Source organism: Azospirillum sp. NS33, from assembly GCF_059703765.1.
This window is the reverse complement of record NZ_BAAKJB010000001.1, coordinates 214,593-239,881: the sequence shown is the minus strand read 5'-3', so window position 1 is coordinate 239,881 and position 25,289 is coordinate 214,593. Positions and strand designations below refer to the sequence as shown.

The 25,289-nt window shown below is 72.6% G+C and carries 25 protein-coding genes; 10 read left to right on the top strand and 15 right to left on the bottom strand.

Annotated elements, in window-relative coordinates:
- The first annotated feature begins 126 nt into the window (after positions 1 to 126).
- Both AC6H2I_RS01120 and AC6H2I_RS01115 read left to right on the top strand, forming a co-directional pair.
- Positions 127 to 1,014, top strand: coding sequence for a thermonuclease family protein (locus AC6H2I_RS01120; protein WP_497498665.1), 888 nt, complete (start codon positions 127 to 129; stop codon positions 1,012 to 1,014).
- Entirely contained in the window at positions 1,011 to 1,844 is an 834-nt protein-coding gene (locus AC6H2I_RS01115) for a cytochrome c (RefSeq protein ID WP_497498664.1), read from the top strand. The genes AC6H2I_RS01120 and AC6H2I_RS01115 overlap by 4 nt, the downstream gene beginning before the upstream one ends.
- Here the strand turns inward: AC6H2I_RS01115 and AC6H2I_RS01110 are convergent.
- From AC6H2I_RS01110 to rsmI, 5 genes are all read right to left on the bottom strand, one after another.
- Positions 1,841 to 2,047 carry a hypothetical protein gene (locus AC6H2I_RS01110; protein WP_497498663.1) on the bottom strand — a complete coding sequence of 69 codons (207 nt, stop codon included), beginning with the start codon at positions 2,045 to 2,047 and terminating at the stop codon, positions 1,841 to 1,843. The two genes, AC6H2I_RS01115 and AC6H2I_RS01110, sit on opposite strands and share 4 nt — an antisense overlap.
- Positions 2,048 to 2,114: 67 nt before the next feature.
- Positions 2,115 to 3,071: a glutathione synthase gene (gene gshB / locus AC6H2I_RS01105; RefSeq protein WP_497498662.1), complete on the bottom strand. Its 957-nt coding sequence runs from the start codon at positions 3,069 to 3,071 to the stop codon at positions 2,115 to 2,117.
- 31 nt (positions 3,072 to 3,102) lie between these two features.
- Positions 3,103 to 3,936: a SirB1 family protein gene (locus AC6H2I_RS01100; protein ID WP_497498661.1), complete on the bottom strand. Its 834-nt coding sequence runs from the start codon at positions 3,934 to 3,936 to the stop codon at positions 3,103 to 3,105.
- A 78-nt stretch (positions 3,937 to 4,014) separates the two neighbouring features.
- A complete protein-coding gene (locus AC6H2I_RS01095; protein ID WP_497498660.1) occupies positions 4,015 to 4,389 on the bottom strand; it encodes a YraN family protein in 375 nt (124 codons plus the stop codon).
- Positions 4,386 to 5,312, bottom strand: a complete 927-nt coding sequence (gene rsmI, locus AC6H2I_RS01090; RefSeq protein WP_497498658.1) for a 16S rRNA (cytidine(1402)-2'-O)-methyltransferase — start codon at positions 5,310 to 5,312, stop codon at positions 4,386 to 4,388. Before rsmI ends, AC6H2I_RS01095 begins: the two co-directional genes overlap by 4 nt.
- 170 nt (positions 5,313 to 5,482) lie before the next feature.
- Here rsmI and AC6H2I_RS01085 point away from each other — a divergent pair, with 170 nt between their 5' ends.
- Positions 5,483 to 6,505, top strand: coding sequence for a penicillin-binding protein activator (locus AC6H2I_RS01085; protein ID WP_497498657.1), 1,023 nt, complete (start codon positions 5,483 to 5,485; stop codon positions 6,503 to 6,505).
- Positions 6,506 to 6,559: 54 nt separating this feature from the next.
- Here the strand turns inward: AC6H2I_RS01085 and hemW are convergent, their stop codons facing one another.
- The 3 genes from hemW to rph form a co-directional block, all read right to left on the bottom strand.
- Positions 6,560 to 7,717, bottom strand: coding sequence for a radical SAM family heme chaperone HemW (gene hemW / locus AC6H2I_RS01080; RefSeq protein WP_497498656.1), 1,158 nt, complete (start codon positions 7,715 to 7,717; stop codon positions 6,560 to 6,562).
- Positions 7,714 to 8,322 (bottom strand): RdgB/HAM1 family non-canonical purine NTP pyrophosphatase, encoded by a 609-nt coding sequence (gene rdgB / locus AC6H2I_RS01075; protein WP_497498654.1) that lies wholly within the window; start codon positions 8,320 to 8,322, stop codon positions 7,714 to 7,716. The genes hemW and rdgB overlap by 4 nt, the downstream gene beginning before the upstream one ends.
- Before the next feature lie 74 nt (positions 8,323 to 8,396).
- The gene (gene rph / locus AC6H2I_RS01070; RefSeq protein ID WP_497498653.1) at positions 8,397 to 9,113 is read right to left on the bottom strand and encodes a ribonuclease PH; all 717 of its coding nucleotides are present in this window, start codon (positions 9,111 to 9,113) and stop codon (positions 8,397 to 8,399) included.
- Positions 9,114 to 9,324: 211 nt separating this feature from the next.
- Between rph and hrcA the strand changes: the two genes are divergently transcribed.
- Both hrcA and grpE read left to right on the top strand, forming a co-directional pair.
- Positions 9,325 to 10,359, top strand: coding sequence for a heat-inducible transcriptional repressor HrcA (gene hrcA / locus AC6H2I_RS01065; RefSeq protein ID WP_497498651.1), 1,035 nt, complete (start codon positions 9,325 to 9,327; stop codon positions 10,357 to 10,359).
- A gap of 63 nt (positions 10,360 to 10,422) precedes the next feature.
- Positions 10,423 to 11,058, top strand: a complete 636-nt coding sequence (grpE, locus tag AC6H2I_RS01060; protein ID WP_497498650.1) for a nucleotide exchange factor GrpE — start codon at positions 10,423 to 10,425, stop codon at positions 11,056 to 11,058.
- A 9-nt stretch (positions 11,059 to 11,067) separates the two neighbouring features.
- On the opposite strand, the gene AC6H2I_RS01055 is transcribed toward grpE, so the two are convergent.
- Entirely contained in the window at positions 11,068 to 11,958 is an 891-nt protein-coding gene (locus AC6H2I_RS01055; RefSeq protein WP_497498649.1) for a DUF1848 domain-containing protein, read from the bottom strand.
- A 40-nt stretch (positions 11,959 to 11,998) separates the two neighbouring features.
- On the opposite strand from AC6H2I_RS01055, the gene AC6H2I_RS01050 reads away from it, so the two are divergent.
- Positions 11,999 to 12,487, top strand: coding sequence for a hypothetical protein (locus tag AC6H2I_RS01050; RefSeq protein ID WP_497498648.1), 489 nt, complete (start codon positions 11,999 to 12,001; stop codon positions 12,485 to 12,487).
- A 52-nt stretch (positions 12,488 to 12,539) separates the two neighbouring features.
- Here AC6H2I_RS01050 and AC6H2I_RS01045 read toward each other — a convergent pair whose 3' ends face one another.
- Positions 12,540 to 12,719, bottom strand: coding sequence for a hypothetical protein (locus AC6H2I_RS01045; protein ID WP_497498647.1), 180 nt, complete (start codon positions 12,717 to 12,719; stop codon positions 12,540 to 12,542).
- 610 nt (positions 12,720 to 13,329) lie between these two features.
- Here AC6H2I_RS01045 and dnaK point away from each other — a divergent pair.
- Both dnaK and dnaJ read left to right on the top strand, forming a co-directional pair.
- Positions 13,330 to 15,252 (top strand): molecular chaperone DnaK, encoded by a 1,923-nt coding sequence (gene dnaK, locus AC6H2I_RS01040; protein WP_497498645.1) that lies wholly within the window; start codon positions 13,330 to 13,332, stop codon positions 15,250 to 15,252.
- Between the two features lie 145 nt (positions 15,253 to 15,397).
- A complete protein-coding gene (gene dnaJ / locus AC6H2I_RS01035; protein WP_497498644.1) occupies positions 15,398 to 16,543 on the top strand; it encodes a molecular chaperone DnaJ in 1,146 nt (381 codons plus the stop codon).
- Between the two features lie 112 nt (positions 16,544 to 16,655).
- Here the strand turns inward: dnaJ and cysK are convergent, their stop codons facing one another.
- The 4 genes from cysK to coaBC all read right to left on the bottom strand — a co-directional run bounded on the left by cysK (position 16,656) and on the right by coaBC (position 19,887).
- Positions 16,656 to 17,630 (bottom strand): cysteine synthase A, encoded by a 975-nt coding sequence (gene cysK, locus AC6H2I_RS01030; protein WP_497498643.1) that lies wholly within the window; start codon positions 17,628 to 17,630, stop codon positions 16,656 to 16,658.
- A gap of 75 nt (positions 17,631 to 17,705) precedes the next feature.
- The gene (locus tag AC6H2I_RS01025) at positions 17,706 to 18,161 is read right to left on the bottom strand and encodes an RrF2 family transcriptional regulator (protein ID WP_497499002.1); all 456 of its coding nucleotides are present in this window, start codon (positions 18,159 to 18,161) and stop codon (positions 17,706 to 17,708) included.
- A complete protein-coding gene (gene dut / locus AC6H2I_RS01020) occupies positions 18,161 to 18,634 on the bottom strand; it encodes a dUTP diphosphatase (protein ID WP_497498641.1) in 474 nt (157 codons plus the stop codon). The genes AC6H2I_RS01025 and dut overlap by 1 nt, the downstream gene beginning before the upstream one ends.
- Positions 18,631 to 19,887: a bifunctional phosphopantothenoylcysteine decarboxylase/phosphopantothenate--cysteine ligase CoaBC gene (gene coaBC, locus AC6H2I_RS01015; protein ID WP_497499001.1), complete on the bottom strand. Its 1,257-nt coding sequence runs from the start codon at positions 19,885 to 19,887 to the stop codon at positions 18,631 to 18,633. Before coaBC ends, dut begins: the two co-directional genes overlap by 4 nt.
- Positions 19,888 to 20,200: 313 nt before the next feature.
- Here coaBC and AC6H2I_RS01010 point away from each other — a divergent pair, with 313 nt between their 5' ends.
- A complete protein-coding gene (locus AC6H2I_RS01010) occupies positions 20,201 to 21,607 on the top strand; it encodes a sigma-54-dependent transcriptional regulator (protein ID WP_497498640.1) in 1,407 nt (468 codons plus the stop codon).
- A 331-nt stretch (positions 21,608 to 21,938) separates the two neighbouring features.
- Complete coding sequence (locus AC6H2I_RS01005) at positions 21,939 to 22,148, top strand: cold-shock protein (RefSeq protein ID WP_497498639.1); 210 nt, start codon at positions 21,939 to 21,941, stop codon at positions 22,146 to 22,148.
- A 15-nt stretch (positions 22,149 to 22,163) separates the two neighbouring features.
- Here the strand turns inward: AC6H2I_RS01005 and AC6H2I_RS01000 are convergent, their stop codons facing one another.
- Positions 22,164 to 25,193 carry a PAS domain-containing hybrid sensor histidine kinase/response regulator gene (locus AC6H2I_RS01000; protein WP_497498638.1) on the bottom strand — a complete coding sequence of 1,010 codons (3,030 nt, stop codon included), beginning with the start codon at positions 25,191 to 25,193 and terminating at the stop codon, positions 22,164 to 22,166.
- Between the last annotated feature and the right edge of the window lie 96 nt (positions 25,194 to 25,289).

Genomic DNA, 25,289 nt, shown 5'->3' with positions numbered 1-25,289 from the left:
GCAACGGCGCCGCCGCCGCGGCACGGGAATGTCATAGCCGCGGGGTCCCGGTGGCGCGCGGAATCCGCTTGTGCCGGGGTCGGTCTCCGCGTGAAGTGGTGGGAGCGCAGCCCGCTCCGGTCCGCCATGCCGCACCCGACGACCCCGGCCCTCCTGTCCACCCTGCTGCTGGCCGCCCTGCTGCTGGCCGCCGCGACGCCGCTCCCGGCGCGCGGCGCCGGCGCGGAAGAGGTCACGGTGTCGGTGGTCGCCGCCGTCGACGGTGACACCCTGGTGCTGGCCGACGGCCGCACCCTCCGGCTCGCCGGCATCGCCGCGCCGCGGCCACCGCGCGGTGGGGAGGGTGGGAGGCCGTGGCCGCTGGCGCGGGCGGCGACCGACACCCTCGCGGCCCTGGCCGTGGGCCGCACCCTGCGCCTGCCCGGCGATGCGCCGGAGGACCGGCACGGCCGGCTGCTGGCCCACGCCGTGCGCGACGACGGGCTGTGGCTCCAGGGCGAGATGCTGCGCCAGGGGCTGGCGCGGGTGATGACCCGGCCCGACGCCCGCGCGCGGGCCTCGGCCATGCTGGCCATCGAGGCCTCGGCGCGCGACGCCGGCCGCGGCCTGTGGGGCACGGCGGCCTTCGCCGTGCGCCGCGCCGAGCCGGAGGCGCTGCGGGGCGACCGCCACACCGTCCAGGTGGTGGAGGGGCGGGTGGTCGAGGCGGCCGCGGCGGGCGGGCGGGTCTACCTGAACTTCGGCACGGACTGGCGCAGCGACGTCACCGCCCGGATCGGCCGGGACGCGCTCAAGCGCTTCGAGGCGGCCGGCCTCGATCCTCTCGCCCTGGGCTCCGCGGTGGTGCGGGTGCGGGGCTGGATCGGCGACTACAACGGCCCGCTGATCGAGGTCACCCATCCCGAGCAGATCGAAGAGGTGGCCGGGGCCGCCGCCCCACCCCCGGCGGGGCGCGACGGCGCCGCCCCGGGTGGGGCGGCGGATGCCGAACTTTGGGAAGGGGACGACGAATGATCCGTGCCGTTGCGGCCGCGTTGATGGCGGCGCTTGCCTGGCCGGTGGCATGGGCCGGGGCCGCCGAGCCGGTGTTGGCGGTGGCGATCGGCGGCCACCAGGATACCCACAGCCGCGGCGCGCTGCTGGCCCGCGGCGACGCCACCAGCATCACCGTGGACGACCTCGCCTATGGCCGGGCGATGACCTACCGCGCCGTGCCTCTGGCCAACCTGCTCCCCCGCGACCGTCTGGCGCCCGGGCGCCTGATCGAGGCGGTGGCCAGCGACGGGTTCGCGGCGCTTCTCCCCGTCGACCTGGTGTTCGGCGGGGACCCGGCGCGCGCCGTCCCCTATCTGGCGGTCGAGCCGGCCGACGCCCCGTGGCCGCCGCTGCCGGGCAAGGACGCCTCGGCCGGCCCGTTCTACGTGGTCTGGCTGCGCCCGGCGGCGTCGGGGGTGCGCAGCGAGCAGTGGCCCTACCAGGTGGCCCGCCTCACCGACGTGGAGTCGCCGGCCATGCGCTGGCCGGAACTGGCGGTCGCCGGCAGCCTTCCCGCGGACGACCCCGTGCGTGCGGGCCAGGCCCTGTTCGTCACCCAGTGCATGAGTTGCCACACCCTGAACGGGGCCGGGTCGGCGGCCATGGGCCCCGACCTCAACCAGCCCATGAGCCCCGTCGAGTACCTGCGGCCGGGCATGGTGAAGCGCCTGATCCGGGCCGGGTCGTCGATCCGCGACTGGCCGGGCCGGCAGATGCCGGACTTCACGCCGGACATGATGAGCGACCGCGAGATCGACCTGGTGGTCGCCTACCTCACCCACATGGCCGGGCGCAAGGCGGCGCGTTAGGCGCCGCCGCTCCCCTTGTCCCGGCCCGGTCCGGCGCCCCGCCCGGCGCCCCGCTGCTCCGGCTCGACGTTCTCGGCGCCGGCGCGGGTGCCACCGAAGCGGTCGGCGCCGTGCGCCGCCGGCGAATCCGGCTTCTTGTGGTTGCCGGTGTTCTGCTGCCCCTCGTCGTGGGTCACGTCCTGCTCGGTGTGCGGCTGCTTCATGGCGATGGCGTCCTCGGCGGTTGCGGGTCCAGCCCCTTCCAACCGCCGCGGTGCCCCGGCGTTGCGATCAGGCCCGCCGCCGCTCGATGGCGTCCCACAGCAGGGCCTCGATGCGCACGCCGTCGAGTCGGTTGATTTCCTGGATGCCGGTGGGGGAGGTGACGTTGATCTCGGTGAGGAAGTCGCCGATCACGTCGATGCCGACGAACACCAGCCCCTGCTCGCGCAGGGTCGGACCGATGGCGGCGCAGATCGCGCGCTCGCGGCTGGTCAGGTCCGTCTTCCGGGCCGATCCGCCGGCGTGGAAGTTGGCCCGCGCCTCACCCTCCCGGGGCATCCGGCTGACGGCGCCGACCGGCTCGCCGTCGACCAGGATGATGCGCTTGTCACCCTGGCGGATCTCCGGCAGGTACTTCTGGACGATCACCGGCTCGCGGTAGAGCTGGGTGAACATTTCCAGCAGCGAGCCCAGGTTCTCGTCGTCGGGCTTGAGGTGGAACACCCCGGCGCCGCCGTTGCCGAACAGCGGCTTGACGATGATGTCCTTGTGCTCGGCGCGGAAGTCGAGGACCGCCTGCTGGTCGCTGGTGATCAGCGTCGGCGGCATCAGGTCGGGAAAATGGGTGACGAACAGCTTCTCCGGCGCGTTGCGCACCGCCTTGGGGTCGTTCAGCACCAGCACGCCGGGCTGCAGGTGCTCCAGCATGTGGGTGGCCGTGATGTAGGCCATGTCGAAGGGCGGGTCCTGGCGCATCAGCACCACGTCCATCTCCGCCAGGTCCGCCAGCCGCGGTTCGCCCAGGGTGTGATGGGCGCCGCGGGTGCGCTCCACCGTCATGGTCCGCACCCGCGCACGCAGGCGGTTGCCGGTCAGCGCCAGGTCGCGCGGGTGGTAGTGGAACAGGCGGTGTCCGCGCGTCTGCGCCTCCAGCGCCATCATGAAGCTGGAATCGGTGTCGATGTTGATGGACTCGATCGGGTCCATCTGGAAGGCGACGGCGAGGCTCTTGGGGGCGGGACTCATGGCGGGGTGTCTCCGGTGGGACCTGGTCGGTTCAGTCCAGGCGGGTCTTGAGCTGCTGGATCAGCATCGCCGCCTGGTGGAGCTGGCGGTCGTTGTCGGCCAGGCGCAGGAACGTCTCCAGCGCTCCGATGGCCGCCTCGACGTTGCCCTGGTGGGCCTCCAGCAGGCCGGTCTCGCGCCACAGCGCCGGCTCGTCCGGGGCGAACAGGCGCATGCCGGCCAGCACGGCGATGGCCTCGGGCACGGCGTTCGCGGAGAGGTGGCGAAGCTTCAGGTTGTTCTGGAGGCGCAGCAGGATGTCGCGGTTGCCGACGGCGGCGTAGTGCGCCGGCTCCAGCTCCGCGGCGTTGCCGGCGCTGGCCTTGAGCAGGTCGCGCAGGTCCACCACGGTGCGCGTGCGGCCGTCGTTGAAGGGGTCGAGGATGGCCCGCTCCCCCTCGCAGTCCAGGCGCACGAGGAAATGGCCGGGGAAGTTGAGGCCGACGATCGCCCACCCCATGGAGCGCGCGGCGTGCAGCCAGAGGATGCCAAGCGCCACCGGCAGGCCGCGCCGGCGGTCGATGACGCGCAGCAGGTTGGCGTTCTGGAGATCGTCGTAGCTCTCGGTGTCGCCGACATAGCCGTGGCGCTCCACCAGCACCGCGTGCAGCGCGGCGACCCGGCGGTCCAGGCCGTCGGCGGCGGGGTCGTGGCGGTCGGCCATGTCCCGGGCCAGGGCCGCGAGGTGCCGACGGTAGCGGTCCAGCGGCACCTGGGGGCGCTCCAGCGCGCCCAGCGCCAGCGCCGCCTCGGCCAGATCGATGGCGTCGTCGGGCTGGGCACCGATGCGGCGCAGGGTCTCGCGGGCGTCGGCGAGGCTCGTCAACGGTGTGTCCTTTTCCAGCGGCTCCCGCCGTCGGGATGCCGCCTCATGCAAAGCCAAGGGCCGCCGTCCCGGCGCCCGTCAGGTGATCCTCCAGGCGTCGCGCAGGTGGCGCGGCCAGGCCCAAGGGGTAACCAGCATCACGTCGAAGCGCAAGGTCAAGCCGGCGTATTGCGGGTTGGCCGCGAGGTAGGCGTGGGCCGCCCGCGCCAGCCGGCCGCGCTGGCGGGCGCTGACCGCCTCGCTGGCGGTCGCCCAGTCGGCGCGCGCCTTGACCTCGACCACCGCCAGGGTGGCGCCGCGCCTTGCGACGATGTCGATCTCGCCCAGCGGCGTGCGCAGGCGCTCCGCCAGAATGCGGTACCCCCGCACCCGCAGGGACAGCCGGCACAGGGATTCCGCGAAGCGTCCGTACGCTTCGGTGCGGCGCCGCACCTCCGCGTCGGGCGGGGTCACCGGCGGTCTCCGCGCGCCAGTTCCAGGGCGCGGGCGTAGACGGCGCGCCGCGGCCGCCCGGTGCGCACCGCCACCTCCGCCGCGGCGTCGCGCACCGACAGCCGGCCCAGCGCCTCGGCCAGGGCGGCGTCGACGTCGGCCTCGTCCGGCGCCTGCTCGTCGCCGGGCGGCGCCACCACCACCACCACCTCGCCGCGCGGCGGGCCGGCCGCGGCGTAATGGGCGGCCAGCTCGGGCAGCGGGCCGCGCCGCACCTCCTCGTAGAGCTTGGTCAGCTCGCGCGCGACGGCGGCCTCGCGCGGGCCCAGCAGATCCGCCATGTCGGCCAGCGACGCCTCCAGGCGGTTGGCGGATTCGAAGAACAGCAGGGTCGCCGGCACGCCGCGCAGCTCGCCCAGCGTGGCCCGCCGCGCCGCCTCTTTGTTGGGCAGGAATCCGGCGAACAGGAACCGGTCGCTGGGCAGCCCGGACAGCACCAGCGCGGTCAGCGGCGCCGAGGGGCCGGGCAGGGCGGTCACCGGCACGCCGGCCTCGACGCAGGCGCGCACCAGCTTGTAGCCGGGGTCGGACACCAGGGGCGTGCCGGCGTCGGACACCAGCGCCACCGCCTCGCCGGCGGCCATGCGGGCGATCAGCGCCGGGCGCATCCGCGCGGCGTTGTGCTCGTGGTAGGAAACCAGCGGCGTGGTGACCGCGTGGATGGTCATCAGCTTGCCCGTGACCCGCGTGTCCTCGCAGGCCACGGCGTCGGCGCGGCGCAGGGTGTCGAGCGCGCGCAGGGTGATGTCGGCGGCGTTCCCGATGGGGGTGGCGACAAGATAGAGGCCGGGCGCGAGTTTACTTGTTGGCCCGGCGTCGCTACCTTCAGCCGGACCTTGAGCGGCGCGGGGCGCCCGACCTGGAGTGGAGACTTTCGGTGGCACGATCGGCGACACCTCTCTCTCGTTCGCGCGGCTTGGCGAGCGTCCGCGTCCTGTGGGTGGCGGCGGCGCTCGCGCTCGCCGCATGCGCCCCGACTGTAACGGGCCAGCCGCCGGCGGCACAAGGGCCGCAACCCCAACCTGCACAGGCGGTTCCGCCCGCGGCGCAGCGGGTGAAGGTGGCGCTGCTGCTGCCCCTGTCCGGCCCCAGCGCGGCGATCGGCCAGCCGATGCTGGAGGCGGCCCAGCTCGCCCTGTTCGAGGGCGCCGGCGACCGCTTCGAGCTGCTGCCGCGCGACACCAAGGGGACGCCCCAGGGCGCCGCCGAGGCCGCCCGGGTCGCCGTGGCCGAGGGGGCGCGGCTGATCCTCGGGCCGCTGTTCGCCCAGGGCGTGGCCGCGGTCCGCCCCATCGCGGCGTCGGCCGGCGTGGACGTCGTCGCCTTCACGACGGACTGGACCCAGTCGGGGCCGGGCACCTTCGTCATGGGCCTCGTCCCGGCCGACCAGGTGACCCGCGTGATCGGCTTCGCCCGCTCGCGGGGGATGACCCGGTTCGGCGTGCTCGCCCCCACCGACGCCTATGGCGACGCCGTGGCCAACGCGGTGCAGGCGGCCGCCGGGCGGTTCGGCGGCCAGATCGTGCAGATCGAGCGCTACGCTCCGGGCCTCAACGATTTCGCCACGCTCGCCCGCCAGGTGGCGCAGTCGCCGGCGCAGCCCCAGGCGGTGCTGATCGCCGAGGGCGGCCCGCGGGTCAAGGCCCTGGCGGCCGCCCTGCGCGGCGCCGGGGTGGCCGCCCAGCCCCTGCAGTTCCTCGGCACCGGCCTGTGGGACGAGCCCGGCACGGGCGACGAGCCGGCCCTGGTCGGCGCCTGGTACGCGGCGCCGGAGCCGGAGCAGCGCCGTGCCTTCGAGGCACGGTTCCGCCAGGCCTACGGCAGGGAGCCGCCGCGCCTCGCCACCCTGTCCTACGACGCCACCGCGCTGGCGGCGGCGCTGACCCGGATGGGCACCCTCCAGCCCTTCTCCCGGTCCACCCTGACCGATTCCGCCGGCTTCGGCGGGGTCGACGGGCTGTTCCGCCTGAACCCCACCGGCCTGGTCGAGCGCGGCCTGGCGGTGCTGGAGATCACCCCGGCCGGCCCCCGCGTGCTCGACCCGGCGCCGCGCAGCTTCGAGACGCTGGGCCAGTGACGCCGCCGCCGCGGGCCCGGCCGCCCGTGCGGCGGCCGGGCCGGCGTGCCGCCCTTACCCCAGCAGGGCGCCGAGAACGGCGTTGAGGCGCTGGCGGCCGGCGGCGGTGGCGCGCAGGCTGGCCCCGTCCCGTTCCAGGAACCCGCCGTCGATCAGCCGGCGGAGCGCGGCCGTGTCGACCAGCGCGTCGATGTCGCGGCCGGTTTCCTGGATCAGCCGGTCAAGCGCGACGCCCTCGGCGAGGCGCAGCCCCATCATGAGGAGTTCCGTGCCGCGCTCGGCCGGCGCGACCGGCAGCGGCGCGTGGGCGCCGTGGCCGTGGCGGGCCACGCGCTCCAGCCACACCTCGGGGGCCCGGTGGGCGCGGGTGGCGCGCTTCTCCCCGCCGAGGGTGAGGCGCCCGTGGGCGCCCGGCCCGACCCCGACATAGTCGCCGTAGCGCCAGTAGGTCAGGTTGTGGCGGGATTCCTCGCCGGGACGGGCGTGGTTGGAGATCTCGTAGGCCGGCAGTCCGGCGGCGTCGAGGAGGGCCTGGGTCGTCTCGTAGAGGGCGCCGGCCGCGTCGTCGTCGGGCAGCACCAGCTCGCCCCGCGCGTGCAGCGGATGGAAGGCCGTGCCCTCCTCGATGGTGAGTTGGTAGAGCGAGAGGTGGCCCACCGCATGGCCGAGCGCACGGCCGAGCTCGGCCTCCCACGCGGCCAGGCTCTGGCCGGGGCGGGCATAGATCAGATCGAAAGAAAAACGATCGAACGTTCCGGCTGCCAGCGCGATCGCCCGTTCGGCCTCGGCGGCGCTGTGGCGGCGGCCGAGGGCCTGCAGCGCCGAGTCCTCGAGGGACTGGATGCCCAACGACACACGGTTGACCCCGGCGCTGCGGAAGGCGCGGAAACGCTCGGCCTCGACCGAGGTGGGGTTGGCCTCCAGCGACACTTCGATCCCCTCGGCCACCGGCCAGCGCGCGGCGATGCGGTCGAGGACGGCGGCCGTGGTCGCCGGCTCCATCAGCGACGGCGTGCCTCCGCCGAAGAACACCGAGGTGACCCGCCGATCACTTGTTACGCTAGCGTAATGATCAAGTTCGCGGAGCAGCGCGTCGCGCCACCGCGGGTGATCGACCTGCGCCCGCACGTGGCTGTTGAAGTCGCAGTAAGGGCACTTCGCCAGGCAGAACGGCCAGTGGACATAGATCCCGAAGCCGGGATCGGCGGTCATCGGAAGCATCGCTCCACCAACTGGCGGAAGGCGTCGGCGCGGTGGCTGATCCGATGCTTGTCCGCCGGGTCCATCTCGCCGAAGGTGATGGTGTGGCCATCCGGAACGAACATCGGATCGTAACCGAAACCATGCTCGCCCCGCGGCGGCCAGACCAGGGTTCCGTCGACGCGGCCCTCGACCGTCTCGACGTGCCCGTCGGGCCAGGCGAGGGCCAGCGCGCAAACGAAATGGGCGGAGCGGTCGGCGGCGCCGGCCAGCCCGGATTCCACCCGCTCCATGGCGGTGCGGAAGTCCTTGGCCGGCCCGGCCCACCGGGCCGAGTAGATGCCGGGCGCCCCGCCCAGCGCCGACACCGCCAGCCCGCTGTCATCGGCGAGCGCGATGTGCCCGGCCGCCGCGGCGGCGCGGGCCTTCAGTTCCGCATTCGCAACGAAACTGTCCCCGGTTTCCTCCGGCTCGGGCAGGCCGACCTCGACGCAGGACGGGAAGTGCCTCACGTAGGGGCCGAGCAGGGCGGCGATCTCGCGCACCTTGCCCGGGTTGTGGCTGGCGATGACCAGGGTGTCGCCGCTGAAGCGGCGCGGCGCGGCGGTGTCGGTCAAGCGGCGTCCCTCCTCGTCGGTTGGGTGGCGCGCGGCGGGGCGCCACGGTGTGGTCGGCGGTCGGGATGCGGCCATCAGCCGCCGAGCGCCGCCGTCTGCAGCGCCGTCAGCTCGGCCACGCCCCGGCGGGCGAGCGCCATCAACGCCTGGAACTCGGCCTCGGAAAACGGCTTCTCCTCCGCCGTGCCCTGGATTTCGACGATGCCGCCGCGGCCGGTGAGAACGAAGTTGGCGTCGGCCTGGGCGTTGGAATCCTCGGCGTAGTCGAGATCGAGCACCGCGGTCTGCTTGAACAGGCCGCACGACACCGCCGCCACGCTGTCGGTCAGCGGCATGCGCTTGACCGCGCCGATCTGCATCAGGTGCTGGAAGGCGAGGTGCAGCGCCACGTAGCTGCCGGTGATGGCGGCGGTGCGGGTGCCGCCGTCGGCCTGCAGCACGTCGCAGTCCACCTTGATCTGCACCTCGCCCATGGCGGCGCGGTCGGTGACGGCGCGCAGGGCGCGGCCGATCAGCCGCTGGATCTCCTGTGTGCGTCCGGTCTGGCGGCCCCGCGCCGCCTCGCGGTCGGTGCGCGAATGGGTGGAGCGCGGCAGCATGCCGTACTCCGCGGTCACCCAGCCCAGGCCGGTGTTCTTGAGGAAGCGCGGCACCCCGTCGTCGACGCTGGCGGTGCACAGCACGTGGGTGTCGCCGAAGCGGACGAGGCAGGAGCCTTCGGCGTACTTGGAGAAGCCGGGCTCCAGGGAGACGGGGCGGAGCTGGTCGGTGGCACGGCCGGAGGGGCGCATGGCGGGGGGTCCAGGCGGGTTGTTGACGGGCCGGCAAGCTATCCCCTCGGCGGGGCCGGCGTCCAGCGGCGCGGCGCGTCCTGCCGGATGCCACCGCGCCCGGTGGCCCGCCCGCATTGATTCGTTTACCGCTTCTGCCTAAATTCGGAAGCCGCGCGACGGACCGCCCGCCCGGGCGGTGCGTGGCGCGCCCGGGGATGCGGCAGGCACCATGATCAGCGAGTTGAACCAGCGATCGCGCGAGATCTTCCGGCTCATCGTCGACGCCTATGTGGAGTCGGGCGAGCCCGTGGGCTCGCGCACGATTTCGCGCCGGCTCGGCGTGAGCCTGTCGCCGGCCACCATCCGCAACGTCATGGCGGATCTGGAGGAGCAGGGGCTGCTCTACGCCCCCCATGCCTCGGCCGGGCGCATCCCCACCGACGCCGGCTTGCGCCTGTTCGTCGACGGTCTGCTGGAGATCGGCTCCCTGGCCGAGGACGAGCGCGAGGCCATCGAGGCCAAGTGCCACGCCGCCGGGCGCTCCCTGCCCGACGCCCTGGCGGAGGCCTCGTCCATGCTGTCGGGCCTGTCGCACTGCGCCGGCCTGGTGCTGGCGCCCAAGACCGACCGGCCGCTCAAGCACATCGAGTTCGTCTCCCTGGGTCCCGGCCGCGCCCTGGTGGTGCTGGTCAACGAAGACGGCCTGGTGGAGAACCGGGTGGTCGAGGTGCCCATGGGGCTGCCCGGCTCGACCCTGCGCATGGCCTCCAACTACCTCACCGCCAAGCTGGTCGGGCGCACCCTGGACGAGGCCCGCCAGGAGGTCCGAACCGAGATCGAGAGCCAGCGCACCGAGCTGGACGAACTGTCGCGCCGCGTCGTCGAGGCCGGCCTGGCGACCTGGGCCGGCAGCCGCGGCGACGGCCAGCTGATCGTCCGCGGCCAGTCGCGGCTGCTGCAGGACGTGACCGCGCTCTCCGACCTGGAGCGGGTGCGCACCCTGTTCGAGGCGCTGGAGACCAAGGAGGCGATGCTGCGGCTGATCGACGCCACCGGCAAGGGCGACGGGGTGCAGATCTTCATCGGGGCGGAGAACGTGCTGTTCGGCCACACCGGCTGCTCGCTGATCATCTCCCCGTTCCAGAACAGCCGCGACCACGTGATCGGCGCCATCGGCGTGATCGGCCCGACCCGCATCAACTACGCCCGCATCATTCCGCTGGTGGACTACACGGCCAAGGTGATCGGCCGCCTCGTCGGCTAGGGCACCGCCGCCCACCCCCTTTCCTTCGACCGCACACGCGCAACACCTGACCTGAGAGACATCATGAGCGACCCCGACAAGAAGCCCACCGACGCCGACATCGGAAGCAACGGCCCGTCCGCCGACACCGCCGGCACGGACTCGCCGGCGCCGTCCGCCGACACCGGTGCGGCGCCCGCCGCGGGGCCGGCGGAGCGCATCGCCGGCCTCGAGGCCGAGGTGGCCGGTCTCAAGGACCAGGTGCTGCGCGCCATGGCCGAAGCCGAGAACACCCGCCGCCGGGCCCAGCGCGAGCGCGAAGACGCGACGAAGTTCGCGGTGTCGAGCTTTGCCAAGGAGCTGGTGAGCGTGGCCGACAACCTGCGCCGGGCGCTGGACGCGGTGCCGCCCGAGGGGCGCGAGCACGACGAGATGCTCAAAGGGCTGGCGGTCGGCGTCGAAGCCACGGAGCGCCAGCTGCTGGCCGCCTTCGAACGCGCCGGCATCCGCAAGCTGGAGCCCCAGGGCGAGGTGTTCGACCCGAACTTCCACCAGGTGATGTTCGAGATCGAGAACACCGGCCATCCCGCCGGCACCATCGTCCAGGTCCTCCAGTCGGGCTACACCATCCATGGCCGGCTGCTGCGCGAGGCGATGGTCGGCGTCGCCAAGGGCGGCGCCGAGGAGAGCGGCGGGCAGCGCGTCGACACCCGCGCCTGACCGCCGGCCTCACCGCGGCGGCGGGGTGAAGAGGAACGCCCCGGCCGGGTCGTGCGCCTTGAACCGCGCCGCCGCGCGCGCCCGGTCGGCCACCGCGTAGCAGTAGACGCACCCGTGCGGACAGGTGTCGTAGGCGCCGATGTCCCGGCTTTCCGCGCACAGGCATCCCGGACGGTTGCCGCGGGTGCGCGCGGCGAGCGGGCGACCGGCCACGTCGGCGAGCCGCGCGGCGTCGACGCAGCGCGCCGGCGCCGCGCCGCTGCCGTCCAGCAGGTCGGGCTGGGTGCACACGGTCAAGGTCATGCCGTGCCCGGCCGCCAGGCCGGCGAGGTCGGCCAGCAGCGCCCGCTTCTCCGCGGCGCCGGGATCGCGCCAGGCGAAGCCGTGGGCCGCCGCCGCGGCGTCGAGGTTGCGGGCGGTCTTGCGGTAGGGCTGCAGGAAGGAGACGACCACCTCGTCGCAGGCACCGTCCAGGGCGGCGGCGAGGCGGGCGAACGTGGCGCGGTGCCAGTCCGGCGGTGTCACGCTGGTGACGGCGACCGGGTCGTAGCGCCACACCGCGGCGCGCGGTCCCCGGCGCCGGCGCAACGCCCGGATCTGCTCCACCGCCAGCTCCGGGGCGATCACCGACCGTTCCAGGGGGCGGGGCAGGGCGGTGACGCTGTACTGGACCACGTAGGGCAGGCCCAGCCCCTCCACGGCGTCGAGACCGGCGGCGAAGGGGCCGAGGTTGCGGGTCCAGAAGACGAAGCCGTCCACGGCGGACGGGGTGAGGTCGACCCGCACCGGCCGGCCGCCGTAGGGATTGGCGACGCAGGCGAACCCCGCCTCCAGGCGCCGGAGGAACCAGGCGCCGTAGAAGGCGGGAATGTCGGTGCGGTAGCTGGCGGAAACGATCATCGGCCGGGGCGCACGGGGATACGGAGAGGGAACCCAGGATATGGGCGGACGGACGGGGTGGCGCAGCGTGGAATGGGACGGCCGGGTGCGGTTCGCCATCCCGCCGCAGTGGACCGCGGGTGCAGAGACGGTGGAAGGCCAGGCGGTCGCCGTGTTCCGCCCCCCCGCCGGCGGCGCCGGCACGCTGCGGGTGCTGGCCGACGAGCGCACGCCGCGCGGGGGCGAAACGGCCGCGGCGCTCCTCCACGAGCTGGCGATGCGGTTCGTGCGGCCGGACGACCCCCGGGTCGCCGACCGCGCGGTGGAGCGGCGGGCCGATGGCGCGACCCTGGCCCTGGCCGTCCTGGTGGGCGAGGAGGACGGCGTGGCCGAAAGCCACTACCTGTGGTTCCTGGGCGCCGAGCGCGGCGACCGGGCGTCGGTCGCCATGTTCAGCTTCGCCCTGGCCGCGTCCTGCGACGGGCGCGAGCCCTATGTGGCGACGGTGGCGGCGCTCGACGCGGCGATCCGCGGCGCGGTGCTGCTCTGACCCGGGCGTCGCGCCACGCGGTCGTCGGGCCCGCGGGCGCCGCCGCCGGTGGTCAGCAGTGGCCGACGTCGCCGGCGAAATAACGGTCGAACGGGGTCGCTTTGGGCTCTCCCAGGGCCGCTTCCTCGGCCGCCAGGGCGGCCAGCCCGATGAAGCGGGCAAGGTCGTCCAGCTCGCTCTTCGCGGCGTCGGTCTTCAGGCTGTCCAGGCAGGACTTGATGGCAAGAGCCACCCCGCGCCGATCTTCCTTCATCGTCGTCACCCCATGAAGCCGTTGCTTTTCAGACCGGCGCCTGTCGGCTCGGTCACGTCCCCGGGACATGCCTGCGATCGAGCCGCACCGTTGCGTATACCATGAATCGCTGACCGGTTCACCACGGGATTCATGAATCCGCCAGTAAAGAGCGCGGCACGGAAGTCCTTGTGACCTCGAAGCATCCACCGAACATTGTTAATGAAAGGTTAAGCGCGGTAACCGGCCACCGATTCTCGCTCCCTCTACTGTCGCGAGGTGACCCTCCATCATACCCGCGTGTGAATATCGGGATATATACCACGCATCTCTTCGGATGGTTGGGGTTCGCCTGGGAGGCGAGCGGTCTCGCGGCGCCGATGCCGGTGGCTGCTCCGGCGCCCGGCAACGCACGCCGGCGCCGCGCGCGCGGAACGGCCCGCGGAACGGACGGGGCGTTGCACGCGCTACCCGACCTGCCTATATCTCCCGCGAACCGTCGCAATTCACCCATCGTTCCTTCGACCCCCTTTCCACCGAACACGAACGGGGACCCGGGCGGTGCCGGTTCGAAGGGCCGCCCCGGATCTGCCGGAACACAGAGGTAGACATGAGCAAAGTCATTGGAATCGACCTCGGCACCACGAACTCCTGCGTCGCCGTCATGGACGGCAGCGCCGCCAAGGTGATCGAGAACGCCGAGGGAGCGCGCACCACGCCGTCGATGGTCGCCTTCGCCCAGAACGGCGAGCGGCTGGTCGGCCAGCCGGCCAAGCGCCAGGCGGTCACCAACCCGGAGAACACGTTCTTCGCGATCAAGCGCCTGATTGGCCGCCGCTACAACGATCCGTTGACCGAGAAGGACAAGGGCCTGGTGCCCTACAAGATCATCGGCGGCGACAACGGCGACGCCTGGGTCGAGTCGTTCGACAAGAAGTACAGCCCGAGCCAGATCAGCGCCTTCATCCTCGGCAAGATGAAGGAAACCGCGGAGAACTTCCTGGGCGAGAAGGTCACCCAGGCGGTCATCACCGTGCCGGCGTACTTCAACGACGCCCAGCGCCAGGCCACCAAGGACGCCGGCAAGATCGCCGGGCTCGAGGTGCTGCGCATCATCAACGAGCCGACGGCCGCCGCCCTGGCCTACGGGCTGGAGAAGAAGGGCAGCGGCACCATCGCCGTGTACGACCTGGGCGGCGGCACCTTCGACGTCTCCGTCCTGGAGATCGGCGACGGCGTGTTCGAGGTGAAGTCGACCAACGGCGACACCTTCCTCGGCGGCGAGGACTTCGACGCCCGGGTCATCGAGTACCTGGCCGACGAGTTCAAGAAGGAGCAGGGCATCGACCTGCGCAAGGACCGTCTCGCCCTGCAGCGCCTCAAGGAGGCTGCCGAGAAGGCGAAGATCGAGCTCAGCGCGGCGATGCAGACCGAGGTCAATCTGCCCTTCATCACCGCCGACCAGTCCGGACCGAAGCACCTCAACATCAAGCTGACCCGCGCCAAGCTCGAGGCCCTGGTCGACGACCTGATCCAGCGCACCATGGGCCCCTGCCAGGCCGCCCTGAAGGACGCCGGGCTCAAGGCGAGCGAGATCGACGAGGTCATCCTGGTCGGCGGCATGACCCGCATGCCCAAGGTCTTCGACGCGGTGAAGCAGTTCTTCGGGCGTGAGCCGCACCGCGGCGTCAACCCGGACGAGGTGGTCGCCATCGGCGCCGCCATCCAGGGCGGCGTGCTCAAGGGCGAGGTCAAGGACGTCCTGCTCCTCGACGTCACCCCGCTCAGCCTGGGCATCGAGACCCTGGGCGGCGTGTTCACCCGCCTGATCGACCGCAACACGACGATCCCGACGAAGAAGAGCCAGGTGTTCTCGACCGCCGAGGACAACCAGACCGCGGTGACCATCCGCGTCTTCCAGGGCGAGCGCGAGATGGCCGCCGACAACAAGATGCTGGGCCAGTTCGACCTGGTCGGCATCCCGTCGGCGCCGCGCGGCGTGCCGCAGGTCGAGGTCACGTTCGACATCGACGCCAACGGCATCGTCAACGTCGGCGCCAAGGACAAGGCCACGGGCAAGGAGCAGCAGATCCGCATCCAGGCCTCCGGCGGCCTGTCCGACACCGACATCCAGAAGATGGTGAAGGACGCCGAGGCGCACGCCGAGGAGGACAAGAAGCGGCGTGAAATGGTCGACGCCCGCAACCACGCCGACGCCCTGATCCACACCACCGAGCGGACCATCAAGGAGGGCGGCGACAAGATCCCGGCCGCCGACAAGGAGGCCGCGGAGAAGGCCGTGGCCGAGCTGAAGGCCGCCATGGAGGGTGACGAGCCGGCCGCGGTGAAGGCCAAGACCGACGCCCTGGCCCAGGCCTCCATGCGTCTCGGCGAGGCCATGTACAAGGCCGGCGAGGGCGAGGCGGCCAGCGGCGGCGAAGGCCCCGGCGCCGGTGCCGCCGGCCAGGGCGAGCCGGGCGTGGTCGACGCCGACTTCGAGGAAGTCGACGACGACAAGAAGAAGTCGGCCTGAGCCGGCGGCGGCCCCCCCGGGGCCGCGCGACACCCCGCGTTCCGCCCGCACCCCCCCCGGCCGACCCGGGGGGTGCGGGCGGGGCAGGGCGGCCGGCGGGGCCGCCCGGACCGGCTGTTCCTAGAGGCGAGGCGCTCGAAGGCCCATGGCGAAACAGGACTATTACGAATTGCTCGGCGTCGCCAAGACCGCCAGCCCCGACGAGCTGAAGAAGGCGTATCGCAAGCTGGCGATGCAGCACCACCCCGACCGCAATCCCGGGGACGCCGAGGCCGAGCAGAAGTTCAAGGAGATCAACGAGGCCTACGACGTCCTCAAGGACGACCAGAAGCGCTCGGCCTACGACCGCTTCGGCCACGCCGCCTTCGAGGGCGGCCGGCCCGGCGCCGGCGGTGCCGCCGGCGGCTTCGGCGGCTTCGACTTCGGCGGCGGGTTCGCCGACATCTTCGACGAGATGTTCGGCGAGTTCATGGGCGGCCGGCGCGGCGCGGGCGGCGCCTCGGGCCGCGGCCAGGATCTCCGCTTCAACCTCGAGATCACGCTGGAGGAGGCCTTCAAGGGCTCCCAGTCGTCCGTCCGGGTGCCGACCTCGGTGCTGTGCGAGGGCTGCAACGGCTCCGGTGCGGCGGCCGGCACCCAGCCGATCACCTGCCCGACCTGCGCGGGCCATGGCAAGGTGCGGGCGCAGCAGGGATTCTTCACCATCGAGCGGACCTGCCCGGCGTGCCACGGCCAGGGCCGGATCATCAAGGACGCCTGCAAGGCCTGCGGCGGCGCCGGCCGCCAGCGCAAGGAGAAGACGCTGCAGGTCAACATCCCCGCGGGCGTCGAGGACGGGACGCGCATCCGCCTCGCCGGCGAGGGCGAGGCCGGGCTGCGGGGGGCGCCGCCGGGCGACCTCTACATCTTCCTGGCGGTGGCGCCGCACCCGCTGTTCCAGCGCGACGGCGCCAACGTCCACTGCCGGGTGCCCATCCCGATGGTGACGGCGATCCTGGGCGGCAACGTCGAGGTGCCGACCATCGACGGGTCGCGCGCCAAGATCGCCGTGCCCTCGGGCACCCAGACCGGCCACCAGTTCCGCCTGAAGGGCAAGGGCATGTCGGTGCTGCGCAGCCCGCACCGGGGCGACATGTACATCCAGGCGGTGGTGGAAACCCCGGTCAACCTGACGAAGCGCCAGACCGAGTTGCTGAGGGAGTTCGAGAAGGCGGGCAAGGAGGGCAGCCACCCCCAGTCCGAGGGCTTCTTCGCCAAGGTCAAGGAGCTGTGGGAGGACTTGAAGGAGTAGGCGCACCGCGCCGCCGCGCCCCCATCGGAAAAGCCCCTCGCGCCGGCCGGCGGAGGGGCTTTTCCGTGTCGCCGGACCGCTGCGCCCGCCCCCGGTGGGGCGGGCGGCCCGGTCACTCCAGCCCTTCGAACAGGGCGGTGGACAGGTAGCGCTCGGCAAAGGACGGCAGGATGGCGACGATCAGCTTGCCGGCGTTCTCCGGTCGGCCGCCGACCTCGAGCGCCGCCGCCAGGGCGGCACCGGAGGAGATGCCCACCGGCAGGCCTTCCAGCCTTGCCACCTTGCGGGCGGTCTCGAAGGCGCGCTGGTTGGAGATGCGCACCACCTCGTCGATCAAGCCGGTTTCCAGGATGTCGGGCACGAAACCGGCGCCGATGCCCTGGATCTTGTGGGGGCCGGGCATGCCGCCCGACAGCACCGGGCTGTCCTCGGGCTCGACCGCGATCGCCTGGAAGCCGGGCTTGCGCGCCTTCAGCGCGCTGGCCACGCCGGTCAGCGTCCCGCCGGTGCCGACGCCGGAAATCAGGATGTCGGCCGTGCCGTCGGTGTCGTTCCAGATCTCCTGCGCGGTGGTGGTGCGGTGGATCTCGGGGTTGGCGGCGTTCTTGAACTGCTGCGGCATGAAGGCGTCGGGCAGCGTGGCCAGCAGCTCCTCCGCCTTGCGGATGGCCCCTTTCATGCCCTCCGCCGCCGGCGTCAGCTCGAGCTCGGCGCCCAGCAGCTTGAGCATCTTGCGCCGCTCGATCGACATGCTCTCCGGCATGGTCAGGATCAGCCGGTAGCCCTTGGCGGCGGCGACGAAGGCCAGCGCGATGCCGGTGTTGCCCGAGGTCGGCTCCACCAGCGTCGTCCGGCCGGGCGTGATGCGCCCGTCGCGCTCCGCCGCCTCGATCATGGCGCTGCCGATGCGGTCCTTGACGCTGGCCAGCGGGTTGAAGAACTCGCACTTGCCCGCGATGTCGGCCTGCACGCCGGCGTCCTCGGCGAGGCGGCGGACGCGGACCAGCGGCGTCGCCCCGATGGTCTCGAGGATGCTGTCGTACACCCGGCCGCGGAACTCCGGGCCACGGCGCTCTGGATCGGCCATAATTCTCCCCCTAACATTCGTGAAATACCGGGTTTTCACAGCCTTCGCATGAAGATACTCCGCGCCGGCGGGGATTCAAATGCTAAAGTCGATGCGGTCCTCGGTCTCGCTCTCGACCCCGGCGCTGCGCGCCCGCATGCACAGGTCCTCGATGGTGACGGCGTCGAGGCGGCGCATGCAGTCGTCCTGCAACTCCGCCCACAGCGGCCGCACCACCTGGTGGCCGAGGACCGACCCGGCCGGCTCCTCGATGGGGTCGCCGGCGGTTTCCATGGCCCGCACGATGCGCACGATCTCGCCGACCGTGATGCGCCGCCGCTCGCGCGCCAGCCGGTAGCCGCCGCGCGGTCCGCGCACGCCGTCCAGCACACCGTCGCGCACGAGCTGCTGGAGCACCTGCTCCAGATACCGCTTGGGGATGCCCTGGCGCCGCGTGATCTCGCCGGACTGCACCGGCTCGGTGCCGGCGTTGTAGGCGATGTCCAGCACCGCCTCGATGGCGAACATCAGCTTCTTCGAGATGCGCAACATCACGTCGTTTCCTGGCTGAACTGGCCGGTCGAGCCGAATCCCCCGGCGCCGCGCGCGGTGTCGGGCAGGGCCGCGGCGTCCGACCAGGCGACCCGTTCGCACCGGGCGACCACGAGCTGGGCGATGCGCTGCCCGCGCTCGACCGTGAAGGGCCGGTCGCCGTGGTTGACGAGGATCACGCCGACCTCGCCCCGGTAATCGGCGTCGACGGTGCCGGGGCTGTTGAGCACGGTGACCCCGTGCTTGAGGGCGAGGCCGGAGCGCGGGCGGACCTGGGCCTCGTACCCGTCGGGCAGGGCGATCGCCAGGCCGGTCGGCACCAGGGCGCGGCCGCCCGGCGCCAGCACCAGCGGGGCCGCCACCGCGGCCAGCAGGTCGAGCCCGGCGGCGTGGGGCGTGGCGTAGGCGGGCAGGGCCAGGCCATCGCCGTGCGGCAGGCGCACGACGGGCACGGATACGCAGGCGGCGGTCACGGAACCTCTCTCTCCAGATGCGCGGCGATGGTGTCGGCGAGGCGTGCGGCGACGGCGTCCTTGCCCATGGTGGGCCAGGACTCCACCGCGTCCCCGCGGATCAGGTGCACGGTGTTCTCCGCCCCGCCGAAGGTGCCGGTGGCCGGCGAGACGTCGTTGGCGACGATCCAGTCGCAGCCCTTGCGCGCCCGCTTGGCCAGGGCGTGCGCGATCACGCGCTCGGTCTCCGCGGCGAAGCCGACCACCAGGCGGGGGCGCGCCGCCGGCGGGCGGCCGGCGAGGGCGGCGAGGATGTCGGGATTCACCGTCAGCGCCAGCACCGGGGGCCCGCCGCCGTCCTTCTTCAGCTTCTCGGGCGCGGCGTCGGCCACCCGCCAGTCGGCGACCGCGGCGGCGCACACCGCCACGTCGGCGGGCAGGGCGGCCAGGCAGGCGTCGAGCATCTGGCGGGCCGTCTCGACCGCCACCACCGTGCAGCCCGGGGGATCGGGTTCGCGGGTCGGCCCCGACACCAGGGTCACCCGGGCGCCGCGCTGCGCCAGCGCCGCGGCGATGGCGTGCCCCTGCTTGCCCGAGGAGCGGTTGGCGATGTAGCGCACGGGGTCTATGGGCTCGTGGGTCGGGCCGGAGGTCACCAGGGCGTGGCGCCCGGACAGCGGCAGCCGACCGGGCACCGCTCCACCGGCGGCGGCCGGAGGCGCCGCGAAATGGGCGGCGATCGCCGCCAGGATCTCCATCGGCTCGGCCATGCGGCCGGGGCCGTGCTCGTTGCAGGCCATCGCGCCCTCGTTGGGGCCGACACGCCGCACGCCGCGGCGCTCCAGCAGCGCCATGTTGGCCTGGGTCGCCGGGTGCAGCCACATCCGGACGTTCATGGCAGGCGCCACCAGAACCGGCTTGTCGGTGGCCAGCAGCGCCGTGGCCGCGAGGTCGTCGGCCATCCCCGCGGCCATGCGGGCCAGCAGGTTGGCGGTGGCCGGTGCCACCACCACGAGGTCCGCCTCACGCGACAGCCGGATGTGGCCCATCGCCGATTCGTCGGTCAGCGACCACAGGTCCTGGTAGACGGTGTCCTCGGTCAGCGCCTGGAGGGACAGCGGCGTGACGAACTGGGCCCCCGCCCGCGTCAGGATGACACGCACCGCCGCGCCGCGCTCGCGCAGGCGGCGGATCAGGTCCAGGCACTTGTAGGCGGCGATGCCCCCGGCGATCACCAGGAGGATGCGCCGTCCCCGCAGCGGTTCCGGCGCCATCGCGCCGGCCATCATCGCGCCGGGCACGTCCCCACGATCGCTCACGCCACACCTCGGCACAGGATTTACGAACGGGCTTGTGGAATTCAGATATTCCATCACGGCGGAATGGACAAGCGCCGATCGCATCCCGCCGCACTGGCAGGCCGGGCCGGGCGGGCTATGATCCGTGGCGGGTTCGCGCTTTGATCGGCAAATCAAACAGTTCGTAGTCGAAGGTTAGGGAATCCTTCACGACTGTGGTACACTAGTGCGTGAATGCTGGCATTTGCCGCGTGTCCCGTCGATCGACCTTTCTCCCATCCCGGACCCCATGGACGCCACTGCCGCAACCGTTCTGCTCGTCGAGGACACGCCGTCTCTGGCACGGGTCTATGCCGAGTACCTGAAGAAGGACGGCTACCCCGTGGTCGCCGTCGACACCGGCGCCGCGGCGCTGGGCGTGCTGGGCGACGGGGTGCCGCGGATCGTCCTGCTCGACCTCCAGCTTCCCGACATGCACGGGATGGACGTGCTCAAGCATGTCGAATCCCAGGGGCTTCCCTGCGCCGTGGTGATCATCACCGCCCACGGCTCGGTCAATGTGGCGGTCGAGGCGATGCGCCACGGCGCCTATGATTTCCTGGTCAAGCCGTTCTCCGCCGACCGCCTGACGATCACCGTGCGCAACGCCATGGAGCGGTTGCGGCTGTCCCAGATCGTCGACACCTGGCAGGGCGACCTCGCGCGCGCCCGGTTCCACGGCTTCATCGGCACGTCGCTGACCATGCAGGCGGTCTACCGCATCATCGACAGCGCCGCGTCCTCCAAGGCGACGGTGTTCATCACCGGGGAATCGGGCACCGGCAAGGAGGTCTGCGCCGAGGCCATCCACCGCCAGAGCCCGCGGCGCGACCGCCCCTTCGTCGCCATCAACTGCGGGGCCATCCCCAAGGACCTGATGGAGAGCGAGATCTTCGGTCACGTGAAGGGCTCCTTCACCGGTGCGGTGTCCGATCGCGAGGGGGCGGCGGGGCGGGCCGACGGTGGCACGCTCTTCCTGGACGAGATCTGCGAGCTCGAGGCGAACCTGCAGACCAAGCTGCTGCGCTTCATCCAGACCGGCACCTACATGCCCGTCGGCGGCACCCGGCTGGAGAAGGTCGACTTGCGCATCGTCTGCGCCACCAACCGCGACCCGCTGGTCGAGGTCGAGGAGGGGCGCTTCCGCGAGGATCTCTACTACCGCCTGCACGTCATCCCGATCCACCTGCCACCCCTGCGCGAGCGCGAGGACGACATGGTGGACATCGCCCGCCACCTGCTCCTCGACTACGCCAAGGAGGAGGGGAAGGGATTCCTCCAGTTCGCCCCGGAGGTCGAATCGACCCTGCGGACCTATCATTGGCCGGGCAACGTGCGCCAGGTGCAGAACGTCATCCGCAACATCGTCGTCCTCCACGAAGGCGACACCGTCACCCCGGCGATGCTCCCCCCGCCGATCGCGCCCGGCGCCACGGCGGCGGTTCCGCCCGCCCCGGCCCCGGCCGCCGCGGCGGCCGTGCCACCGCCGTCCGGCCCGCGCGCCATCAAGCCGCTGTGGGAGGTGGAGAAGGAGACCATCGAGAACGCCATCGCGGTCTGCGACGGCAACATTCCGCGCGCCGCCGCCCTTCTCGGCATCAGCGCCTCGACCATCTACCGCAAGCGCTTGGCCTGGCAAGCCGAAGGGAAGATGTGAACGGCAAGGCGCCGACCGTTTCGCTCCCGCATCGTCGTGACCGCCGGCAGGTGGCGGCCCGCCCCTGACCTTGCCGCGCTTCGGCGTATTTCTTTCCGTCGTGCAATCGGTCCTTCGGCATAGTCCGGCAATCCCTATTGCCGGGCGGTCACGCCCGCGTTTAGCCTCGGTCGGTCGCCGTCCTTGGGGCTCCGTGGCCACAACCCGTGGCCACCGCCTGGTCCCGATGATCGCGCCTCGGGCCGTTCCGCCGGTGTTGCGGCCGCGTTCCCGGCGAACGCCTCGCGTCGGCAGTGCCCGCCCACCGACCACGGAGCAGGGAGAACGCTCAATGGCCACCGGCACCGTCAAGTGGTTCAACACGACCAAGGGATACGGCTTCATCGAGCCCGAGGGCGGCGTCAAGGACGTCTTCGTCCACGTCACCGCGGTGCAGCGGTCGGGGCTGCGCGGCCTGCTGCAGGGCCAGCGCGTGCAGTTCGAGGTGGCGCGCGGCAACAACGGCAAGGACGCCGCCGTCAACATCCTTGTCGTCGATTAGGATCCAGCCGGCCGCTCAGGAGGCACCCGGGGCGCCCGGGCGGCTTCGCGCGCCGCCGCCGCCATGCGCGCCGCCATCGGCGATTCCATCATCCCCGTCGAGCATGCCCCGCGCCCGATAGGCCGCCTCGGCGGCGGCGGCCAGCGCCGACACCTCCGTCTGCAACGCGGCGACGGACTCCCGATCGTCGCTGCGGCACGCCAGTTCCAGGTCGCGCGCACGCTGCGCCAGGCGCCGTGCGCCGAAGGTCCCGGCCGTGCTTTTCAATGTGTGCGCCTCCCGCTGCAAGGCGTCGGTGTCGGCGCTCGGCGCGGCGATGCGCGCCGCGCGCGCCCGCGTCTCCGCCACGAACTGGCGCACCAGGTCGGCCACCAGATCGGCCTCGAGGTCGGCGGTGAGCTGCGCCAGGACACCGTCGTCCAGGACCGGCTCCTCGGTGTCCGCCTCCGCCGCGCGGGCGGCCGCCGCCCCGGGGGTGTCCGAACCGGGGATGGCCGCACCGGGGATGGCTGGCGGGGGGGTGGCCGCCAGCGGGGTGGCGGGGGCCCGCATCCAGCGGGCGACCGTCTGCAGCAGGCGCACCCGGTCGACCGGCTTGGGCAGGTGGTCGTCCATCCCCGCGGCCAGGCAGCGTTCGCGATCCCCGGCCATGGCGTCGGCGGTCATGGCGATGATGGGAAGGGCGCCGGCGGGCGGCGGCAGGGCGCGCAGCGCCCGGGTGGCGTCGAGCCCGTCCATCTCGGGCATCGCGATGTCCATCAGGACGAGGTCGTAGGGCAGGGTCCGCGCCGCCTCGACGGCTTCCACGCCGTTGGCGGCGACGTCCACCTGGTACCCCGCCCCCTTGAGGAAGGCCACGGCCACCATCTGGTTGGTGGGACTGTCCTCGGCCAGGAGGATGCGGCGCCCGTTGGTCCCCACCGCGAGCGGCTCCGCCGGGGGCGGGGGCGCCGGCGCGACGGCGCCCACCCCCATGGCGGCGAGCAGCCGCGTCTGGCGGATCGGCTTGACCACCACCGCGGCGAGGTCGAAGCCGTGCGCGTCCACCGCGTGCCCGACCAGCGCCATCAGGACCAGCCGGGACACGCCGCCGCTGCGCAGCGCCTGCGCCAGCGTGGTCAGGTCGGCGCTGCCGGACGGCAGTGCGTTGGCGTCGATCAGCGCCGTGTCGTGGGCGTCGGCCGCGCCCGCGGCGCTGGCGGCGGACTCGCATTCGGTGACGGCGGCCCCCCACGAGCGAAGCTGGGCCGCCAGGGTGGTGCGGCTGACCCGTTGGGAATCGGCCAGCAGGATGCGCCGGCCGGCGAGCGGCGGCGGCTCGGCCGCGCCGGGCACGCGCTCGAACGGAACCACGAACCAGAAGCGGCTGCCCCGCCCCGGGCCGCTGTCGAAGCCGATGCTGCCGCCCATGGCCTCGACCAGGCGCTTGGAGATCGCCAGCCCGAGCCCGGTGCCGCCGTAGCGGCGCGACAGCATGGGGTCGACCTGGGTGAACTCGGTGAACAGGGCGGGTTGAGCCTCCACGGGGATGCCGATGCCGGTGTCCACCACGTCGAACCGCAGGGCCACCGTGTCACCGTCGCGCAGCGCGCGCCCGTCGAACACGTCGCCGTCGCCGGCCGCGGCGACGGTGACGGCGACGCCGCCGGTTTCGGTGAACTTGACCGCGTTGCCGACGAGGTTCAGGAGCACCTGGCGCAGCCGCCCGGCGTCGCCGCGCACCGCCACCGGCAGATCGCCGGGCACGCAGGCGGCCAGCGCGATGCCCTTGGCGTTGGCCCGCGCCGCCAGCAGACCCACCGCGCTCTCGACCACGTCGACCGGCGAGAAACGGTTGGATTCCAGCGACAGCTTGCCGGCCTCCATCTTCGACAGGTCGAGAATGTCGTTGAGGATGGTCAGCAGCACCTCGCCCGATTCCCGCGCGGTCTGGGCGAACAGCCGCTGCTCCTCGCCCAGCGGTCCGTCCAGCAGCAGGCCGATGGTTCCGAGCACGCCGTTCAGGGGCGTCCGCAGCTCGTGGCTGATCATGCGCAGGAAGTCGGACTTGGCCTGGCTGGCCTGTTCGGCCTGTTCCTTGGCCAACCGCAGTTGCGCTTCGGCGTTGCGGTGGATGGTGATGTCGTGGGCCGAGACGATGGTCACGGGACGGCCGTGATCGGTGGTCTGGCGGGTCTCCCCCTCGACGATCCGGCGTTCACCGTCGGGACGCCGGCAGGCGAGCTCGAACGCGGAGTCCTGGCGCTCGTCCAGACGCTGGCGGACCACGTCGTGATCCTCCGGCGCCACGATCGCCAGCAGGGGCAGGCCGATCAGCTGGTCCAGCGGGCGCCCGGTGAGGGCCACGGCGGCCCGGTTGGCGTCGACGAGGATGCCGTTCTCGTGGACCAGGATGGCGTCGGTGGCGGCGTCGGACAGCTTGCGGAACCGCTCCTCGCTTTCCAGAAGCTCCGCCTCGCGGCGCTTCAGCTCGGTGATGTCGGAGTGGATGCCGACGAACCCGCCATCGGCGGTGCGCCGCTCGTTCACCTTCAGCCAGCGCCCGTTGCCGAGGCGCTGCTCGAGGGCTCGTGTCGGGATGCGGTGATGGCGCATGCGCTCGGCCAGCCAGGCCTCGGCGTCGGCGGCACCGCAGTCGGCGTACTGGCCGCGCTCGGTGCCCGCCCGCAGCAGGTCGCGGAAGCTCATTCCCGGCGTGATCGGGCCGCTCATGGCGTAGAAGGCGCGAAAGGGCTCGTTGCAGGTGACCAGCCGGTCGTCCGCGTCGAACAGGGCGAAGCCCTCGTTGATCGTCCCGATCGCCTCGCTCAGCCGATTCGCCGCCAGGTCGGCGTTCGCCTGGGCCGCGCTGCGGGCCGCGGCCTCCGCGTGGAGCAGCATCATCAGAAGAAGCAAGGCCGTCAGCGAGCCCGTCACCGCCCACACGGCCTCCCAGCCGGAGCCGTCGAGGGTGTCGAAGACGGCGTGCCCGAGGCTCGCGACGACCAGGGCGCCGGCGAGCAGCTTCACTTCACGGTGCCATCTGCTCGCGAACAGAAACGTCATCGCGCATCCTTTGCTCGCCCCCGGGGACCGGCCGATCCTAATCCGAACGCCGTGGCGGCAGGGCAAGAAAGTTCGCGCCAGAAGGATGCGGAGGCG

Coding starts and splice junctions, on each gene's coding strand:
- AC6H2I_RS01005 (WP_497498639.1), top strand. CDS start 21,939: ATGGCCACCGGCACCGTCAAGTGGTTCAACACGACCAAGGGATACGGC.
- AC6H2I_RS01050 (WP_497498648.1), top strand. CDS start 11,999: ATGGGCGGACGGACGGGGTGGCGCAGCGTGGAATGGGACGGCCGGGTG.
- coaBC (WP_497499001.1), bottom strand. CDS start 19,887: ATGGCGCCGGAACCGCTGCGGGGACGGCGCATCCTCCTGGTGATCGCC.
- rph (WP_497498653.1), bottom strand. CDS start 9,113: ATGCGCCCCTCCGGCCGTGCCACCGACCAGCTCCGCCCCGTCTCCCTG.
- dnaK (WP_497498645.1), top strand. CDS start 13,330: ATGAGCAAAGTCATTGGAATCGACCTCGGCACCACGAACTCCTGCGTC.
- AC6H2I_RS01120 (WP_497498665.1), top strand. CDS start 127: ATGCCGCACCCGACGACCCCGGCCCTCCTGTCCACCCTGCTGCTGGCC.
- AC6H2I_RS01025 (WP_497499002.1), bottom strand. CDS start 18,161: ATGTTGCGCATCTCGAAGAAGCTGATGTTCGCCATCGAGGCGGTGCTG.
- AC6H2I_RS01110 (WP_497498663.1), bottom strand. CDS start 2,047: ATGAAGCAGCCGCACACCGAGCAGGACGTGACCCACGACGAGGGGCAG.
- AC6H2I_RS01000 (WP_497498638.1), bottom strand. CDS start 25,193: ATGACGTTTCTGTTCGCGAGCAGATGGCACCGTGAAGTGAAGCTGCTC.
- AC6H2I_RS01010 (WP_497498640.1), top strand. CDS start 20,201: ATGGACGCCACTGCCGCAACCGTTCTGCTCGTCGAGGACACGCCGTCT.
- AC6H2I_RS01115 (WP_497498664.1), top strand. CDS start 1,011: ATGATCCGTGCCGTTGCGGCCGCGTTGATGGCGGCGCTTGCCTGGCCG.
- cysK (WP_497498643.1), bottom strand. CDS start 17,630: ATGGCCGATCCAGAGCGCCGTGGCCCGGAGTTCCGCGGCCGGGTGTAC.
- hrcA (WP_497498651.1), top strand. CDS start 9,325: ATGATCAGCGAGTTGAACCAGCGATCGCGCGAGATCTTCCGGCTCATC.
- grpE (WP_497498650.1), top strand. CDS start 10,423: ATGAGCGACCCCGACAAGAAGCCCACCGACGCCGACATCGGAAGCAAC.
- gshB (WP_497498662.1), bottom strand. CDS start 3,071: ATGAGTCCCGCCCCCAAGAGCCTCGCCGTCGCCTTCCAGATGGACCCG.
- hemW (WP_497498656.1), bottom strand. CDS start 7,717: ATGACCGCCGATCCCGGCTTCGGGATCTATGTCCACTGGCCGTTCTGC.
- AC6H2I_RS01055 (WP_497498649.1), bottom strand. CDS start 11,958: ATGATCGTTTCCGCCAGCTACCGCACCGACATTCCCGCCTTCTACGGC.
- dnaJ (WP_497498644.1), top strand. CDS start 15,398: ATGGCGAAACAGGACTATTACGAATTGCTCGGCGTCGCCAAGACCGCC.